The organism is Massilia sp. W12 (assembly GCF_037300705.1).
Classification (GTDB): Bacteria; Pseudomonadota; Gammaproteobacteria; order Burkholderiales; family Burkholderiaceae_D; genus JACPVY01.
Genome location: NZ_CP147776.1, coordinates 2,312,580 through 2,328,363 on the forward strand (window position 1 = coordinate 2,312,580; position 15,784 = coordinate 2,328,363).

General features: G+C 57.0%; 13 protein-coding genes and 2 tRNA genes. 11 read left to right on the forward strand and 4 right to left on the reverse strand.

What is annotated here, in order from left to right; genetic code table 11:
- Positions 1-104 precede the first annotated feature (104 nt).
- The 4 genes from ftsH to V8J88_RS09355 all read left to right on the forward strand — a co-directional run bounded on the left by ftsH (position 105) and on the right by V8J88_RS09355 (position 4,586).
- On the forward strand, positions 105-1,988 hold the full coding sequence (gene ftsH / locus V8J88_RS09340) for an ATP-dependent zinc metalloprotease FtsH (protein WP_338849145.1): 1,884 nt from the start codon (positions 105-107) through the stop codon (positions 1,986-1,988).
- 58 nt (positions 1,989-2,046) lie between these two features.
- Positions 2,047-2,919, forward strand: coding sequence for a dihydropteroate synthase (folP, locus tag V8J88_RS09345; protein ID WP_338849146.1), 873 nt, complete (start codon positions 2,047-2,049; stop codon positions 2,917-2,919).
- 69 nt (positions 2,920-2,988) lie between these two features.
- Positions 2,989-4,332, forward strand: a complete 1,344-nt coding sequence (gene glmM, locus V8J88_RS09350; RefSeq protein ID WP_338849147.1) for a phosphoglucosamine mutase — start codon at positions 2,989-2,991, stop codon at positions 4,330-4,332.
- 32 nt (positions 4,333-4,364) lie between these two features.
- Positions 4,365-4,586, forward strand: coding sequence for a hypothetical protein (locus V8J88_RS09355; protein WP_338849148.1), 222 nt, complete (start codon positions 4,365-4,367; stop codon positions 4,584-4,586).
- Positions 4,587-4,631: 45 nt separating this feature from the next.
- Here V8J88_RS09355 and V8J88_RS09360 read toward each other — a convergent pair whose 3' ends face one another.
- Positions 4,632-5,840 carry a hypothetical protein gene (locus V8J88_RS09360; RefSeq protein ID WP_338849149.1) on the reverse strand — a complete coding sequence of 403 codons (1,209 nt, stop codon included), beginning with the start codon at positions 5,838-5,840 and terminating at the stop codon, positions 4,632-4,634.
- A gap of 411 nt (positions 5,841-6,251) precedes the next feature.
- Here V8J88_RS09360 and V8J88_RS09365 point away from each other — a divergent pair, with 411 nt between their 5' ends.
- Positions 6,252-7,499, forward strand: coding sequence for a GNAT family N-acetyltransferase (locus V8J88_RS09365; RefSeq protein ID WP_338849150.1), 1,248 nt, complete (start codon positions 6,252-6,254; stop codon positions 7,497-7,499).
- A 48-nt stretch (positions 7,500-7,547) separates the two neighbouring features.
- Here V8J88_RS09365 and V8J88_RS09370 read toward each other — a convergent pair whose 3' ends face one another.
- Positions 7,548-9,416, reverse strand: coding sequence for an ATP-binding protein (locus tag V8J88_RS09370; RefSeq protein WP_338849151.1), 1,869 nt, complete (start codon positions 9,414-9,416; stop codon positions 7,548-7,550).
- Between the two features lie 183 nt (positions 9,417-9,599).
- Positions 9,600-10,391, reverse strand: a complete 792-nt coding sequence (gloB, locus tag V8J88_RS09375) for a hydroxyacylglutathione hydrolase (RefSeq protein WP_338849152.1) — start codon at positions 10,389-10,391, stop codon at positions 9,600-9,602.
- 20 nt (positions 10,392-10,411) lie between these two features.
- Between gloB and V8J88_RS09380 the strand changes: the two genes are divergently transcribed.
- The 5 genes from V8J88_RS09380 (at position 10,412) to V8J88_RS09400 (ending at position 12,743) form a co-directional block, all read left to right on the forward strand.
- On the forward strand, positions 10,412-11,224 hold the full coding sequence (locus tag V8J88_RS09380; protein ID WP_338849153.1) for a class I SAM-dependent methyltransferase: 813 nt from the start codon (positions 10,412-10,414) through the stop codon (positions 11,222-11,224).
- Positions 11,225-11,269: 45 nt separating this feature from the next.
- Entirely contained in the window at positions 11,270-11,704 is a 435-nt protein-coding gene (gene rnhA / locus V8J88_RS09385) for a ribonuclease HI (RefSeq protein WP_338849861.1), read from the forward strand.
- A gap of 16 nt (positions 11,705-11,720) precedes the next feature.
- Positions 11,721-12,443, forward strand: a complete 723-nt coding sequence (gene dnaQ / locus V8J88_RS09390; RefSeq protein WP_338849154.1) for a DNA polymerase III subunit epsilon — start codon at positions 11,721-11,723, stop codon at positions 12,441-12,443.
- A 123-nt stretch (positions 12,444-12,566) separates the two neighbouring features.
- Positions 12,567-12,641 (forward strand) — tRNA-Val (locus V8J88_RS09395).
- A gap of 27 nt (positions 12,642-12,668) precedes the next feature.
- Positions 12,669-12,743, forward strand: a tRNA-Val gene (locus tag V8J88_RS09400).
- A gap of 51 nt (positions 12,744-12,794) precedes the next feature.
- Here the strand turns inward: V8J88_RS09400 and V8J88_RS09405 are convergent.
- Entirely contained in the window at positions 12,795-13,688 is an 894-nt protein-coding gene (locus tag V8J88_RS09405; RefSeq protein ID WP_338849155.1) for a hypothetical protein, read from the reverse strand.
- Between the two features lie 324 nt (positions 13,689-14,012).
- Between V8J88_RS09405 and V8J88_RS09410 the strand changes: the two genes are divergently transcribed.
- On the forward strand, positions 14,013-15,758 hold the full coding sequence (locus V8J88_RS09410; protein ID WP_338849156.1) for a hypothetical protein: 1,746 nt from the start codon (positions 14,013-14,015) through the stop codon (positions 15,756-15,758).
- The last annotated feature ends 26 nt before the right edge of the window (positions 15,759-15,784 follow it).

Sequence of the window (15,784 nt, forward strand, 5' to 3'; positions counted from 1 at the left end):
AAAATCGGGCATCAAATCTGTCCGGACATACTGTCATTCCGGTTTTCGGAAAATACCGTGCGCAGCCGCATAGCAATATGCCTGTCAGCACCCAAGGAGTCGTCGTGAATAATCCGCTATCGAAGGCGGCCATTTGGGTCGCCATTGCTTTATTGCTGTTTACCGTCTTCAAGAATTTTGCGGACGGCCGGTCCTCCGCCGGCAGCCCGAAACAGGTGGCCTATTCCGAGTTCCTGGAAGAAGTCAAAGCCCATCGTCTGAAAGAAGTGGTGCTGGAAGACCGCACCATCATCGGCGTCACCAACGAAGGCAGCAAGATCCGCACCACCATGACCCTGCTCGATCGCGGTCTGGTGAATGATTTGATCAACGCCGGCGTGCGTTTCGATGTCAAAGCCCCGGAAGAACAATCTTTTTTAGCCCAGGTGCTGATTAACTGGTTCCCGATGCTGCTGCTGGTCGGCGTGTGGATTTTCTTCATGCGCCAGATGCAAGGCGGCGGCAAGGGCGGCGCTTTCTCCTTCGGCAAGTCGAAGGCGCGCATGATGGATGAAACCAATAACACCGTGACCTTCGCTGACGTTGCTGGCTGCGATGAGTCGAAAGAGGAAGTCGGCGAAATCGTGGACTTCCTGCGCGATCCGAGCAAATTCCAAAAACTGGGCGGCCGCATTCCGCGCGGCATCCTGATGGTGGGGCCGCCGGGCACCGGTAAAACCCTGCTGGCGCGCGCCATTGCCGGCGAAGCCAAAGTGCCGTTTTTCTCCATTTCCGGTTCTGACTTCGTGGAAATGTTTGTCGGCGTCGGCGCCTCCCGCGTGCGCGACATGTTTGAAAACGCCAAAAAACACTCCCCCTGCATCATCTTCATCGACGAAATCGACGCGGTTGGCCGTCATCGCGGCGCCGGCATGGGCGGCGGCAATGATGAGCGCGAACAAACCTTGAACCAGTTGCTGGTCGAGATGGACGGTTTTGAAGCCAATTCCGGCGTGATCGTGGTGGCCGCCACCAACCGCGCCGACGTGCTGGATAAAGCGCTGTTGCGCCCTGGCCGTTTTGACCGTCAAGTCACGGTCGGTCTGCCGGATATCCGTGGCCGTGAGCAAATTCTCTCGGTGCATATGCGCAAAGTGCCGATCGGGCCGGACGTGAAAGCCGAAGTGCTGGCGCGCGGCACGCCGGGTTTTTCCGGCGCTGATCTGGCCAATCTGGTCAATGAAGCCGCACTGTTTGCCGCGCGCCGCAATAAGCGCTTGGTTGAAATGCAGGATTTTGAAGACGCCAAAGACAAAATCTACATGGGGCCGGAGCGCAAATCCATGGTCATGCGCGAAGAAGAGCGCATCAACACCGCTTACCACGAATCCGGCCATGCGGTGGTGGCCAAGCTTTTACCGAAATCCGATCCGGTGCATAAAGTCACCATCATGCCGCGCGGCTGGGCCTTGGGCGTGACCTGGCAATTGCCGGAACATGACAATATCAGCGGCTACAAAGACAAGATGCTGGAACAACTGGCGATTATGTTCGGTGGCCGTATCGCCGAAGAAATTTTTGTCGGCCAGATGTCCACCGGCGCGGCGAATGATTTCTCGCGCGCCACCAAGCTGGCGCGCGCCATGGTGACGCGCTACGGCATGTCCGATTCGCTCGGCGTGATGGTGTATGAAGACAGCGAAAACGAAGGCTTCTTTGGCGGTGCGGTGAAAACCATCTCCGAAGCGACCCAGCAGAAAGTCGATGCCGAAATCCGCAATATTCTCGACACCCAGTATGCGCTGGCGCGCCGTCTGCTGGAAGAAAACCGCGACAAAGTCGAAGCCATGACCAAGGCATTGCTGGAATGGGAAACGATTGATGCCGACCAGGTGAATGACATCATGGCCGGCAATGAGCCGCGTCCGCCCAAGGGTGGCGCGCCGACCCGCCGCAATAACAACGACACGCCGCCGAATGTGAATTCGACCGCGCCGGCAGCGGCATAAACGCTTTGACATGACGAAAAAGGGTGAGGGTTTCCTCACCCTTTTGCTTTGAGCCAGCATGCACACTATGCAAATGCACCTGCCCAGCCATTTTCAATGTGGCGCTTACCGTTTTCCTCTGCAAGGCGGCGCCGCCAGGCCCTTGCTGATGGGAATTTTGAATGTCACCCCGGATTCTTTTTCCGATGGCGGGCGCTATCTGCAACTGGATGCAGCCTTGAACCATGCCGAGCAGATGATAGAGCAGGGCGTGGACATCATTGATATCGGCGGCGAATCCAGCCGCCCCGGCGCGCGCAGCCTTTCGGTGCAGGAAGAATTGGAGCGCGTGTTGCCGCTGGTGTTTGCCCTGCGCGACTGCGGCGTACCGCTCTCGATTGACACCTGTAAGCCGCAAGTCATGCGCGAAGTGTTAGCCACCGGCGCGCACATGATCAACGACATTCAGGGCTTTACTCAGCCCGACAGCATCGCAGCAGTGGCCGACAGCGATTGCGGCATCTGTGTGATGCATATGCAAAACCGCCCGCAAAATATGCAAACCGCCCCGCACTATACCGATGTGGTGCAGGAAGTCGGTGTATTTTTGCAAGCGCGCACCCAGGCTTTGCAAGACGCCGGCGTGGCCTCGGCGCGCATCTGCATTGATCCCGGCTTTGGATTTGGCAAAACGCTGCAACATAATCTGGCTTTATTCCGTCAGGCTGCTCAGCTCAGCGCAGACTGTGGCTTGCCGCTTTTGGCCGGCATTTCCAACAAATCCATGTTGGGCGCGCTGACCGGGCGTGAAGTGGGGCAGCGCCAGGCCGCGAATGCCGCCGCGCATACGCTTTTGCTTACGCACGGCGCCAGTATCTTGCGCGTGCATGATGTGGCGGCGGCCCAGGATTGCCTGCGCATCTGGCAGGCGCTGCAACAACAACAGGATTGAATACGCAACTTAAGCGCCTGTCAGACTTGGAAAACATCCTGGCGGGTCATAACAGCAAAGGACCACCATATGGCACGTAAATATTTTGGCACCGATGGCGTGCGCGGCACTGTAGGCCAAGCCCCGATCACCCCCGATTTTGTGATGCGGCTGGCGTATGCCGCTGGCAAAGTGCTGGCGCAAGACGCCGCCCACATGAGCGCGAATGGCCGCCCGGCGGTCTTGATCGGGAAAGATACGCGGATTTCCGGCTATATGCTGGAAGCCGCCTTGCAAGCCGGCTTTGCCGCCGCCGGCGTCGATGTCAAACTGGCCGGCCCCGTGCCCACCCCCGCCGTGGCCTACTTAACGCGCGCCCTGCGCCTGTCCGCCGGTGTGGTGATTTCCGCCTCACACAATCCATTTCAGGACAATGGCATCAAATTCTTTTCCGCCGAAGGCAATAAATTGCCGGATGCGGTCGAATTGGCGATTGAGGCCGAGTTGGAAAAAGACATGCAATGCGTGCCGCCCGAGCGCTTGGGGCGCGCCAAACGGATTGACGACGCCCAGGGGCGCTACATCGAATTTTGCAAAAGTAGCTTCCCGAATGAACTCGATTTGCGCAAGATGAAAATTGTGGTCGATTGCGCCAATGGCGCGGCCTACCACATCGCGCCGCATGTGTTTCATGAATTGGGGGCGGATGTGATCGCCATTGGCAACCAGCCCAACGGCTTCAATATCAACCATGAATGCGGGGCCACGGCGCCACAAGCGCTGGCCGCCAAGGTGGTTGAACTGGGCGCAGATCTGGGCATCGCGCTCGATGGCGATGCCGACCGCTTAATCATGGTGGATGCGCGCGGCCGCATCTACAACGGCGATGAATTGCTGTATGTGATTGTGAAAGCGCGCGCAGCGCAAGGCAAAGTGGATGGCGCGGTCGGCACCTTGATGACGAATATGGCGCTGGAAGTCGCGTTTGCGCAAATGGGCATCGGTTTTGCCCGCGCCAAAGTGGGCGACCGCTATGTGCTCGAAGTCATGCAGGAAAAAGGCTGGTTGTTGGGCGGCGAGGGTTCCGGCCACTTGCTGTGCCTGGATAAACACACCACCGGCGACGGCATTGTCTCTGCCTTGCAAGTCCTGTCTTCCTTGCGCAAGAGCGGGCAAAGCCTGGAAGCAGCCTGCGCGGATTTGCAACTGTTCCCGCAAACCCTGGTGAATGTGCGCACCGCGCCCGGTTTTGACTGGCAAAACCATGCTGCGCTGGCCGCTGCGCGCGCCGCCGCCGAAGCCGAATTGGGCGACAGTGGCCGGGTCTTGATCCGCGCCTCCGGCACCGAGCCGCTGGTGCGTGTGATGGTCGAAGCGCGCGACGGCGAAATGGCCAAACGCCTGGCGCATCAGATGGCCGATACACTGCGCTAAAACAAAGCGAGAGGCGCTGAGCAGGAGGAAATATGCTGCAATCAATCTTCAAAACGCTGGGCATCCTGCTGTTGCTGTTGTTGATGGCAGGATTCGGCATTTGCAGTCTGTATGGCGTCAACAGTTACATTGAAAACGCCGGCAGCGCAGACGCCTTGCTGTTCTTGCTGTTTGCCGCAATCGGCGCAGTGTGCGCATATCTGTGTTTTTTTGCCTTGCGCAGTATGTTGCGCAGCATTTTCCGCAAGTCATAAGACAGGCGGCTGAAAAAGCGCGCCGCCTTGTCTTTCGGCCTGCGTTTACGGCGCTTGCGACAGTTGCTGCATTTCCGCCATCAAGGCGGCTTGCGCCGCCTGTTCCCGGGCCGGCAGATTTTGCAGCAATTGCAAGGCCAATTGCGCCTGTTCGCGACTGATGCGCAGGCGTTCCGGCGCTTGCGGCCCGTTTTGCGACAGCGCCGCCGCCACCCGCGCCAGATTGCCATGCGCCATCGCCAGCGCAGATAAAGCCGCCGGCGTGGCTTCAATTTCGGCAAAGCGCAGGCGCAGCGCCAGACTGCTGCGCAAAAGAGTGAAGGCGGCTTCTTTTTCCCCGCTGTCCCATTGCAAGGTTGACATGCGTTCCATGGCCTCGGCTTGCTGACGGCGCTGACTTTGCAATTGCGCCTGGCTTAAGTCCGGAAGTTCAAGCAAAGCCGCATGTAAATTGATTTCGCGCTGAAAAGTGGCGCGCGCCTGCGCATCTTGCTGTTGGGCGGCTTGAATCTGTCCCACATGACTTAAAATCAGGCCCAAAGCAATGCGCATTTTGATGTCAGACGGCTGGCGCGCCAAGATCGCCTCATAGCCTTGCACACTGAGCAAAAAATAAGTCAAGGCCGCCGCCAATTCTGATTGCGCCAGCTTGATATCGCCCAGCAAATTCAAAATCGTGATGCGTCCCTGCTGCAAGGTAATCTCGTTTGGCGCCGTTTTCATCAGCATTTGATACTGATCATACGCCCGCCGCGCGCTCAGCCAAGCCCCGGCGCTGTCGCCATATTCATGCTGTACAAAGGCGATGCGGCGCAATAATTCGGCCATTTCCAGCTGCCAGCCCAGATTGCGCGGCGCGCTGGCGGTCAATTGTTCAAACAAAGTCAGCGCGCGCCGGTAGGCCGCATAGGCAGCGCGGCCCTCGGCCAAATCGCCCTGATATACCTGCAACCAGGCATGTAGATGCAAGCTTTGCGCATGGCCGGGATCGGCTTGCTGCAGCTGACTCAATAAGCCGCGCGCCTGCTCCAATTTTTCTTTCGCTGCAACATGCTGTTTTTGCTGTACCGCATCGCCGATTTCACGCATCAGGGCGCTTAAACGTTCCGCCAATTGCGTGTTGGCTTCCGATAGCGGCGTCACCGCCGCCAAACTCTCCAGCGCTTGACTGGCCTGGGGCGAAGCCAGCGCAACGCCGCAGGGCAGGGCGGGACTGAGCAAGAACACGCATGCCAGCACAGGAAAAACTTTCATCCGGATCTCCATCAAAACGGATTGCCGCACAAGCGCAGCGAAAGACAGATGCACATCATAACTTGCGCCGGCTGGCTTGCGTGCAAGCGTGTTTGGCGCCGGCTGATAGCGTGTGATTGAATTCGCGCCGGAAAAGTGCAGCACGCGCGAATTGCCAGGCGCCGATCCGATCCGGCGTGGCTGGCATGTGATATGGTTTTGGCAGCATGCGCCAAGCTTGGCAATCCGCCAACGCGCCCAGTCCGCACAGCTGAAGCCGCCAGCCGCGCGGCCACGCTTGCGATGCGGCACGGCACTGTATAAGATCAGAACAATGCTGCTCCAGACCTGATACGGAGAAAGCCCGCAGCAAAGCGCAGCCGCCGGCGACGGCGGTCTTCTCACTGTTTCACCTGCAACCGTGGAGCGTGTATGAGTGATGTGGCGATAGACGGCCCGGCCTGCCGTATCTCAGTTGAACACCGCTATGAAGACAAAGTGTTCACTTTGCGCGAAGCGCGCATAGCGGAAGCCGGCTTGATCAAAGGCATGTTCGATTTTGTGTATAACGGCAAATATCCGGATGAGGAGCTGGATGCGTTGGCGGCAGAAATTTGCGATCAGCAGCACAATCTGTGCGTGGTCGCGGTCAGCCAGCCGGAGGGGCGGATTGTCGGTTGCATCATGATCAAAATCGACCCGCAGCACCGTATCGGCAAAGGCGGACGCGGTTTGGTGCTGCCGGAATACCGCCGTTGCGGTCTGGCCGGGGCCACGCTCAAACTGGCCATTGATTTTCTCTGTCATGAGGCCAAGTGCGTTGATTTGGTGTATGGCGCCAGCCGCACGGTCAGTCCCGGCCCGATGCGCATGGCGGCAGAAGGCGGCATGGTGCAATTCGGCCTGTTCCCCAACGCCGTGCAAATTGAAAGCATGGAGCATTTGAATCTGGATGTGTACCTGAACCCCGACAGCATCGCGAGACGGCGCGCGCGGCCTGCCATCATCCCGGCCTTCAAGCGGATTTACGAGCTGGGCATGCATCAGCTGGGCGTGCAGGAAGATGCCAATCTGGTGCAACTTCCACCGCTGCCGCCTGCGCGCCGCAATTTGCCGCTGCCGATCTGGAATGACAATCCGCAAGATGTGATTGCGCGTTTTAGCCGATACAGCGAAGAAGACCGGATTGCGCTGTCGTTTTTCCCCTTCCATGATCCGAATGCGATTTTAGCCACCGATGATGGCGGCACCGAGGTATTTATCTGGTATGAGGGCAGCGGTAAGCGCGCCGCCATCGTCGGCTATCGCAGCGACCGCAAAAATGTGCAGGAAATTCTGCTTTCGGCGGCGCAGTCGATGGAAGCGCGCGGGGCCGCCTATCTGGAAGTCCTGGCCCCTGCCGCCGATCCGCTGATGCAGCAAGCGGCCTACGCAGCGCGTTTTATTCCATGCGCCTATTTCCCGGCCATGCGCTTAGCGCGCGATGGTTTGCGCGATGATTTCTTTGTGCTATCGCGCACCTTCCGCTTGCTGGATTTTTCCGGCGTTGTGATCAGCCCTTTGAATGCGGAATTTTTGCGCGCCTATTTGCATGGTTATTACGAGTTGTATATCGAGCCCTTGCTAGGCCCGCTCAGCCTGGCCCCGGCGCAGGACTTGGCCACGCTCAGCACTGCATAAAAACCAGCCGGCCCCGCATGCGGGGCCGCTTGTGTGCGGCAGGCGGGCTTATTGCGGCAATTGGGCCGCTAATTGCGGATGGTGCAATAAAGTATTGTCGCCATCCTGCACTTTGAGCGGGGCGATCAGCGGCAAGACCAGTGTGAAGCTGGCGCCGCGTCCGGCTTCGCTATAGACTCTGATATGGCCGCCCAGCAAGCCGGTGACTGTGGTGTGCACAATATTCAGGCCCAGGCCGGAGCTGCCCATGCCCATCTTGGTGGTGAAGAAAGGGTCAAAAATCCGGTTTACATTGGCCGCCGGGATGCCGGCCCCATCATCGCTCACCACCAATTCCACTTGCGCATCATTGCGGCAAAACGCCCGCACTTCAATTTTTCCGCTGGCCCCGTTTTCATAGCCATGCAACAGCGCATTATTCAGCAGATTGATCAACACCTGTCCCAGCGGGCCGGGATAGCTGTCCATACGCACCGGCGCGGGAATGATTTGCAGCACATCGACAGTCGTTTTTTTGATGGTTGGCGACATCGCCAGCACAATTTCCGCCACCACTTCGCCCAAATCAAAAATGCGGCGCTGTGCGCTGGTTTGATCAATCGCGATTTGTTTAAAGCTGGCCACCAATTCCGCCGAGCGCAATAAATTGCGCATCAAAATATTGCTGGCGTGGGTCACATCTTCCATAAAGGTTTCCAGCACCGAGCGTTTCAAACCCTGCTGCACTTGATGTGCAAAATGCTGGTTTTGTTCGGCCAGCGAACTGGCCGCCATAATGCCATTGGAGATCGGCGTATTGAGTTCATGCGCCAAGCCTGCCACCAGCGCGCCCAATGCCGCCAGCTTTTCCGATTGCACCAACTGCTCATGCGCTTGCGATAATTTGTCATTGAGTTCAGTCAATTCAGCATTGCGCTTGACCAATTGCGCTTCCATCGCCTTGCGTCCGGTAATGTCCATGCCTATTCCGACAATGCCCAGAATCGCCCCATGGTCATCGCGCAAATGCACTTTGGTGGTGAAGGTCCAGCCATGCTGGCCAGTGCTTTGATCAATCACCGGCTCTTCCAGCGCCAGCAATTGATCATCGCTGCGCAATAATGCCTGCTCATCGTCAAAATAACGCTGCGCCAATTCTTCAGGGTAAAAATCAAAGTCGGTTTTGCCCAGCAAATCCTCAGAACGCGCAGCGCCCATGACGCGCGCCACTTCCTGATTGGCGAAGATAAAGCGTGAATCCACATCTTTGGCGTAAATCCGGAACGGGCAATTTTCAACCAGGGTGCGCAATAAAATGCGTTTGAAAGAAAGCGCGGCTTCGGTGGCGCGAAAATTTTCCTGTTCCTGCAATAAATGGTCACGCAGGCGCGCATTTTCCAGCGCCACCACGGTTTGCGCGATAAACAATTCAAGTTGCGCCACTTTATTGGCGTCAAAGGCGGCGCAACGCGCACTGCGCTCCAGATACAGAATGCCGATTAATTGATTTTGCCGCGTCAGCGGCAGACACAAGGCCGATTGCGCGCCGCGCACCGTCAGTTCGTGGTCTTCGGAAAAGGGATGCGGCGCCTGCAGATCGGGCAGCAGGACATTGCGCCGGTGTTCTTGCACCCAGGAAATTAAACGGTGCGGCAGTTCTGCGCTTATATGGTGATCATGGCGCGCCAAATCCACATCCACTCCATGCTCGCTGCTGTGCGCGCTGCCGGCCAGCCAGAGCTGGCCGTGATCCACTAACAGAAAATAGGCCTGACAGGCGCCGGAACACTCCTGCACCACGCGCAAGGCGCAATCAAGCAGGGCTAAGACATCGGACTGACAGGAAATGGTTTGCAGTGCTTTTAACACGGTGGCGAACTCTTGCGGCGAGAGTTCGGGCATATTGCCAGGGTCGAGTGTGAAGGCGTATTCGTTCATGCCGCCCCCCGCTGCAAGCATCGGCTTGCATGCGCTGTTTGCAAAAGGATCGTGCGCTGGCTGTTGTGCATCTCTCGGTTTGCTCCAAAACGGGTACGCCACGTTCCTGGCAAGTATCACCCAATTTATGCATCACAGCCAGTTTTTTGCATAAAAGCAGGCATGCGCAAGCCTGCAGTGTGCTCATTTGAACACGTTTTTCCACTCCCGCAGCGCAGCAAACACATCCAATGGCGAGCAATCCTGGCCCAGCCGGCCCTGTGCTTGCAATTGCCCGATCAAGTCCGGCGCTCTGCAGCGCAAAAAAGGATTGGTTTGTTTTTCCAGCCCCAGGGTGGATGGAACCGTGGGGCGGACATGGGCGCGCTTATCCGTATCAACCCTCAGACGCGCGTGCAGCTTACGGTTTTCCGGATCCGCCGCCAGGGCGAAACGCAAATTGGATAACGTATACTCATGCGCGCAAAAGACCAGCGTTTCATCCGGCATCGAAGCCAGCAGATCAAGTGAGGCCAGCATTTGTTCATAGGTGCCTTCAAACACGCGGCCACAGCCGGCGGCGAACAGGGTATCGCCGCAAAACAGCCAGCCATGACTGGTGGCGATATAGGCGGTGTGATCCAAAGTATGGCCCGGAACGTGCAAAGCCATCAATTGCAAGCCCATTTCCGGCACATCCACAGTATCATGGTGGCCAACCGGATGCGTGATGCAATCCAGACTGCAGCTTTTCGGGCCAAACACCGGCACTTGATAAGTGTTGAGTAATTGGGCGATGCCGCCGCTGTGATCCTTGTGGTGGTGTGTGAGTAAAATCGCCACCAATTGCAAATGATGCTGGGTCAGCGCGGCTTGGATTTCATCGGCGTCACCGGGGTCAACCGCAACCGCGTAACAGCCATTGTGGATCAGCCACAAATAATTGTCCTTGAAGGCCGGGACAGTAAGTACGCCCAGGGCGCGTGATTGGCTCATGGTTTTTGATGGAAAAATGAATGAATGAATTTCAGCCCGCTTGCGCGCCCCACATTATAGACTTGAGTGAGTGGCTTGCCACGCCTGGCGGCCAATACGTCCTGGCCTGGGAGCGCGCACGCCTGGCGCAATTGACTGCGGATATCTTTGGATTCAATGCCCTGCAAATCGGTTTGCCTCAACTCGACACCCTGGCGGCCAACCGGATGCCGCATAAATTTTATGGCGACAGCAATTTGCATCCGCGTGCGGCAGTGCTGAACTTGTCGCTGGCGCATGATCTGGCCGAATTGCCTTTTGCCAGTCACAGCCTGGATTTGGTGGTGCTGCCGCATGTGCTTGAATTTCTGCCAGAGCCGCATCAACTCTTGCGTGAAGTCGAGCGCGTCTTGATTCCCGAGGGGCAAGTGATTATCTGTGGCTTCAATCCGGCCAGTCTGTGGGGCTTGCGTCAGCTCTCGGCGCGTTTGCGCGGGGGCAAGTTTTTACCGCAGGATGGCGAATTGATCTCTATGCTGCGCCTTAAAGACTGGCTCAAACTCTTGAATATGCATGTCTTGCGCGGCCACTTCGGCTGCTATGTGCCGCCGGTGCACAGCCAGAAATGGCTGCAACGCTGGGCATTTATGGAAGGCGCCGGCGAACGTTGGTGGCCGTATTTCGGCGCAGTGTATATTGTGCAGGCCGTGAAACGCGTCAAGGGCATGCATTTGATCGGCCCGCCATGGGGCGTGGCGCGGCGCAGTGTGGGGCAGGGGGTGGCGGTTGGCAATACCGCCGGCAGCCTGTCTGAAATTGAGAAGCGCAGCGACACACGAGCCGGGCGCGGCTAGCGCAGCGCATTGAATCAAACAGAAAGAATAAGCATGACACAGGACTTGAACAAGGTGGAAATCTATGCCGATGGCGCTTGCAAGGGCAATCCCGGCAAGGGCGGCTGGGGCGCAGTGCTGATTGCCGGCAGCCACAGCAAAGAGATGTTTGGCGGCGAAGCCAACACCACCAATAACCGGATGGAATTGACGGCGGTGATCAAAGCCTTGCAAGCTTTGAAGCGGCCTTGCCATGTGATTTTGTACACCGACAGCCAATATGTGCAAAAAGGCATGACGGAATGGATCAAAGGCTGGAAGGCGCGCGGCTGGAAAAACGCGGCCAAAGAGCCGGTCAAAAATGCCGAGTTATGGCAGGAGCTGGATGCCGCGCAAGCCTTGCATCAGGTCGAATGGCGCTGGGTGCGCGGCCACAATGGCAATGCCGGCAACGAATTGGCCGATCAATTGGCCAATCGTGGCGTAGAATCGCTGACTTGATTTTGGGAAATTTTTTATGCGTCAAATCATTCTCGATACCGAAACCACCGGCTTGAATCCGAAAACCGGCGACCGCGTGATCGAAGTCGGCTGCGTGGAAATGTTAAGCCGCAATCTGACCGGCAACAATCTGCATTTTTATATCAACCCGGAACGCGATTCCGACCCCGAAGCCTTGCGCGTGCACGGTTTGACCACTGAATTTTTGCGCGATAAGCCGAAGTTTGCTGAAGTCGCGCAGGAGCTGGCGGCCTTTTTGGAAGGCGCTGAAATCATCATTCATAACGCGCCGTTTGACGTCGGTTTTCTGGATGCCGAATTTGCGCGCTTGAATATGCTGCCGATGAAGCAGATTTGTGGCCGGATTGTCGATTCGCTGGCCATGGCCAAGGAAATGTTCCCGGGCAAGCGCAATTCGCTTGATGCGCTGTGCGAACGCCTGGGCGTCTCGAATGCGCACCGCACCTTGCACGGCGCTTTGCTGGACGCGGAAATTCTGGCCGAAGTCTATCTGGCCATGACGCGCGGGCAAAACAGTTTGATGATGGAAGACGATGCCGGCGGCAGTGACAATGCGCAAGACGGTCAGGATTTATTACCGCTCGCGCCGCTCGTATTGAAAAGCGCCAGTGAACAGGAAGAAGCGGACCATGAAAACCTGCTGGCCGGTCTGGATAAGCAGCTCAAGAAGCCTTGCATCTGGCGCGGCCCGGCCCCCGATCCGGCGCCGGCGGCGTAATCCAAGCTTGGATTCGCCTTGCAATGTAAAAAAAGTGTGCTATAGTATTGTCTTTCGCCGCTGCTGAGAGGCATAGCGAAATACCGGCAAGCTGAAAGATGTAAAATAGCTTTCAGTCTGTAAGGGAGGTTAGCTCAGGGGTAGAGCACTGCATTCACACTGCAGGGGTCGCAAGTTCGAAACTTGCACTTCCCACCACACAACGCCGGCGGCCTTGGCCAGAATGGGAGGTTAGCTCAGGGGTAGAGCACTGCATTCACACTGCAGGGGTCGCAAGTTCGAAACTTGCACTTCCCACCACAGAATTTCAAAAAAAGCTCCGTCAGGAGCTTTTTTTACGTCCGCATCGGATTAACGCGGCTGCAATTGCCAATCATTTTCCAGCCATTGCACCTGGCCGCTGCGCTGCGTCGCCAGCAAACCAGCAGCGCTCACGCTCACCGAAGTGACTTGCTTTAGCGGTTTTACGCCGGCTTCGGCCCCGTTTTCCATCACCCAGCGCAATTTGCCGCCCAGAAAATCGGCCAGCAACACACCGCCTTTGACCAAGGCAAAATCATCCATCACGCTCCAGGAACTGGCGATTTCCAACTTGTTTTGCAAAGAAAAAGGCCCCAGTTCATAGCGCAAGAGCTGCGATTTACCCAGATAAGTGACAGGATTGAGGCTGACATACAAACGCTTGCCGTCAATTTTCAGACCATTCGGTTTGCATAGGGGAAACTGGTGCAGCACCTGCGAATTGGTCAGCTGACCATCTTGCATGCTCAGCTTGCGCAAATTGCCAGGCAACAGCAATGGGCCACTGTCAGCCAGATATAAATTGCCTTGGGCATCCGCCGCCAAACCATTCGGAAACGCCACCCCGCTCAATTGCGCCGCCAGCTTGACTTGCGGCGCACCGTTGTCGCGGCTGTCAAAGCGCATCAGATAGCGCTTGCCGTGCGCATTGTAGATATCCAGCGCGCACACGGTGTACACCTGGGACGCGGTTTCGGCCATGCCGAGGAAATAACAATCAGGAACCGCGCCGTCCACCGTTGCCAGCGGCAGCGTGCGCTTTTCCCATTTGGCGCCGTTACGCCAGAATTCATACAATTGTCCCTGACTGCTGACAAACCAGCGCCCGTTGGCGCTGTGCAGGCTGTTTTCCGCATGGTTGACGCCGTTCCCGATTTCAAGCGCGCTGGCGGAAGTGCAAAGCGCGGCGCTGATCGCCGCAAAAATGGCTGTGCGTAAAAGCATGTTGTCCCCTGAAAGATTATTGTTCAGGCATGATAGAGAGGCCGGCAGCGCGGCACAAGCCATGTGCTTGAATCCATACTCCAGGAGCCTGTCGGACTTAGAAAAAATCTACTGCAAAACCAGCAGAACGGGCCATATTTCACCGTCTTTTTGATCAATAGTTCCGCTATTGACGCTGCAAAACCGGCAAAATCTATCCTCGCTCTGCTGATTTTTCGCTACGATCCTCTAACCCCGACAGGCTCCTGGCGTTTGACAAGCGGTGTGCGGCGCGCAAAATGCGCTAAGATTTGCACTTCAACGCCACCCTTGATTGCTCTGCTCATGCGCAAGCTCAAACAATATTACCGCCGCTTTACCGGCCAGGATCTGCCGGCGCGTGAAATGATTCTGAAATTACCCACGCCTGCGCAAACGGCCAAAAACAAAGCGCCGAAAGCCTCAGAATTAATCCTTCCAAAACTGCCCAATCACAGCCCGGAACCGCTGGAGGAATTACGCCTTGCGGTGAGTTTTTTACGGCGTCAGAATCAGGCCAGAATGGCCAGCCTGCGCCGTTTTGCCTGGGCCGAGCGGATCATGCGCCGCTTCTGTCCCCTGGCTTTGGAATTGGTGCGCAAAAACGCCCATGATGGCGCTGTGCCTGATTCACAGGAACGGCAGCAAGCTTTGGAAGTGAGCGCGGAATTGCTGCGCCGCCTGCTGGATGCGTATCGCATTATTTTCAAAGACTGGTATGGCGCAGGCAATTTCCGCTTTGCCCGCGTGCGCAAAAAATTTGAAACCTGCGCCTGGCGCCTGATTGATTTAAGCCATTTCTGGCAGCGTGCGCTGGGCTTGCGCTACCGGGTGCTGCCGGATGCGGCCTGGCTTGCCATCAATCAAGCTTATTTCGCGATGCGGGAGCTGGGACAGGCAGAAAACGAGCTGTACGGGATTGAGGATATTTATGCCGAAGAGCGCAAGCCGCGCACCCTGCAGCATCAATATCTGGTTTTGCAAATGATTGCCCGGCTGGATATTTTGCGCTGGCCGACGGAATGGCATTTCACCCTGGACGGCTACGGGCGCATCGCACATGCCTTGATCAAGCTGGAAGAAGACGGCGGCAATATTGTGCGGCCTGATTATGCGCTTGCTTTTTCGTATGACGCCGGCCCTGCGCGCGCCTTCCGCCCGCCTGGCGCGGCGCTGGGCAAATCGGTCTTGTTGAACTGGAAAAATCTGCGCATGAAGTTGCAGCGTGATTACCAGCGCAATCTTGAGTTTCAAACCAAGGCCATCGATCAGCGCGCTTTTGCCATGTTGTCTTTTAACGACGGACTGGCTTTGCTGGAATTGCAAAAACGTTGCTGGGACGCCTTGCCGCTGCCATTACCGGAGCGCGATGCGCGCGCAGAACAATGCGATCTGCGCATTTTTGTCGGCTTCAAGGGAATTTACCCGTTTTTGTACAGCTTGCATTATGGAACCGGCCCCACCGAGCAGGTCGGTGAGCGCATGGTGGATTTATTGGCGCAGCGCTCAGCCCTGTTTGCCGAAGACCATACCGCCACCACGGACAGTATTTGGCTCATGCTTGAACAAAATGCGCAGCGCTTAACCCTGCGCACCCAGGAAACCGCCTGGACCACACAGATGCGCATCGGCAGTCTGGCTGCTTACGGACTGGGCGCGCAAGGCTTGCTGTCTTCCGCCCTGGGCAATATCAGCCGTATTTACCGCCCTCATCTGACTGACGGACAAGCGGCGCAAGTGGTGGTGGAGATAGAGAAAATGTCCGCCTTTTCCGAACCGGTGCTGTTGCACAGCGAAATGCGCATGTACGAGACTTTCCAGGATAAGGCGGAAGGGTTGCAATATGCTTTACTGGCTTTGCAGGAAGCCGGCGCGGCCAGCACAGTCGGTGCGGCGCAGGGCGCCAATCTGATGCTGCCGGCGCATGCGCCCATGGTGGAGGGGGCGCAAGTCGTGATGAAGCGGGTCGGGCGCGTGCAAAAAGTGCGCATCGGCGCGCTGTTGCGCGCCGCCAAAACCTGGCGTTGCCACAGTTATGAGGTGTTGGCGTAAGCCCTGCGCCACACCATGTTGAAATG

What these genes read in the sequence shown, in the direction of transcription:
- folP (WP_338849146.1), top strand. Translation starts at nt 2,047, where the DNA reads ATGCACACTATGCAAATGCACCTGCCCAGCCATTTTCAATGTGGCGCT.
- glmM (WP_338849147.1), top strand. Translation starts at nt 2,989, where the DNA reads ATGGCACGTAAATATTTTGGCACCGATGGCGTGCGCGGCACTGTAGGC.
- V8J88_RS09355 (WP_338849148.1), top strand. Translation starts at nt 4,365, where the DNA reads ATGCTGCAATCAATCTTCAAAACGCTGGGCATCCTGCTGTTGCTGTTG.
- V8J88_RS09360 (WP_338849149.1), bottom strand. Translation starts at nt 5,840, where the DNA reads ATGAAAGTTTTTCCTGTGCTGGCATGCGTGTTCTTGCTCAGTCCCGCC.
- V8J88_RS09365 (WP_338849150.1), top strand. Translation starts at nt 6,252, where the DNA reads ATGAGTGATGTGGCGATAGACGGCCCGGCCTGCCGTATCTCAGTTGAA.
- V8J88_RS09370 (WP_338849151.1), bottom strand. Translation starts at nt 9,416, where the DNA reads ATGAACGAATACGCCTTCACACTCGACCCTGGCAATATGCCCGAACTC.
- gloB (WP_338849152.1), bottom strand. Translation starts at nt 10,391, where the DNA reads ATGAGCCAATCACGCGCCCTGGGCGTACTTACTGTCCCGGCCTTCAAG.
- V8J88_RS09380 (WP_338849153.1), top strand. Translation starts at nt 10,412, where the DNA reads ATGAATGAATTTCAGCCCGCTTGCGCGCCCCACATTATAGACTTGAGT.
- dnaQ (WP_338849154.1), top strand. Translation starts at nt 11,721, where the DNA reads ATGCGTCAAATCATTCTCGATACCGAAACCACCGGCTTGAATCCGAAA.
- V8J88_RS09405 (WP_338849155.1), bottom strand. Translation starts at nt 13,688, where the DNA reads ATGCTTTTACGCACAGCCATTTTTGCGGCGATCAGCGCCGCGCTTTGC.
- V8J88_RS09410 (WP_338849156.1), top strand. Translation starts at nt 14,013, where the DNA reads ATGCGCAAGCTCAAACAATATTACCGCCGCTTTACCGGCCAGGATCTG.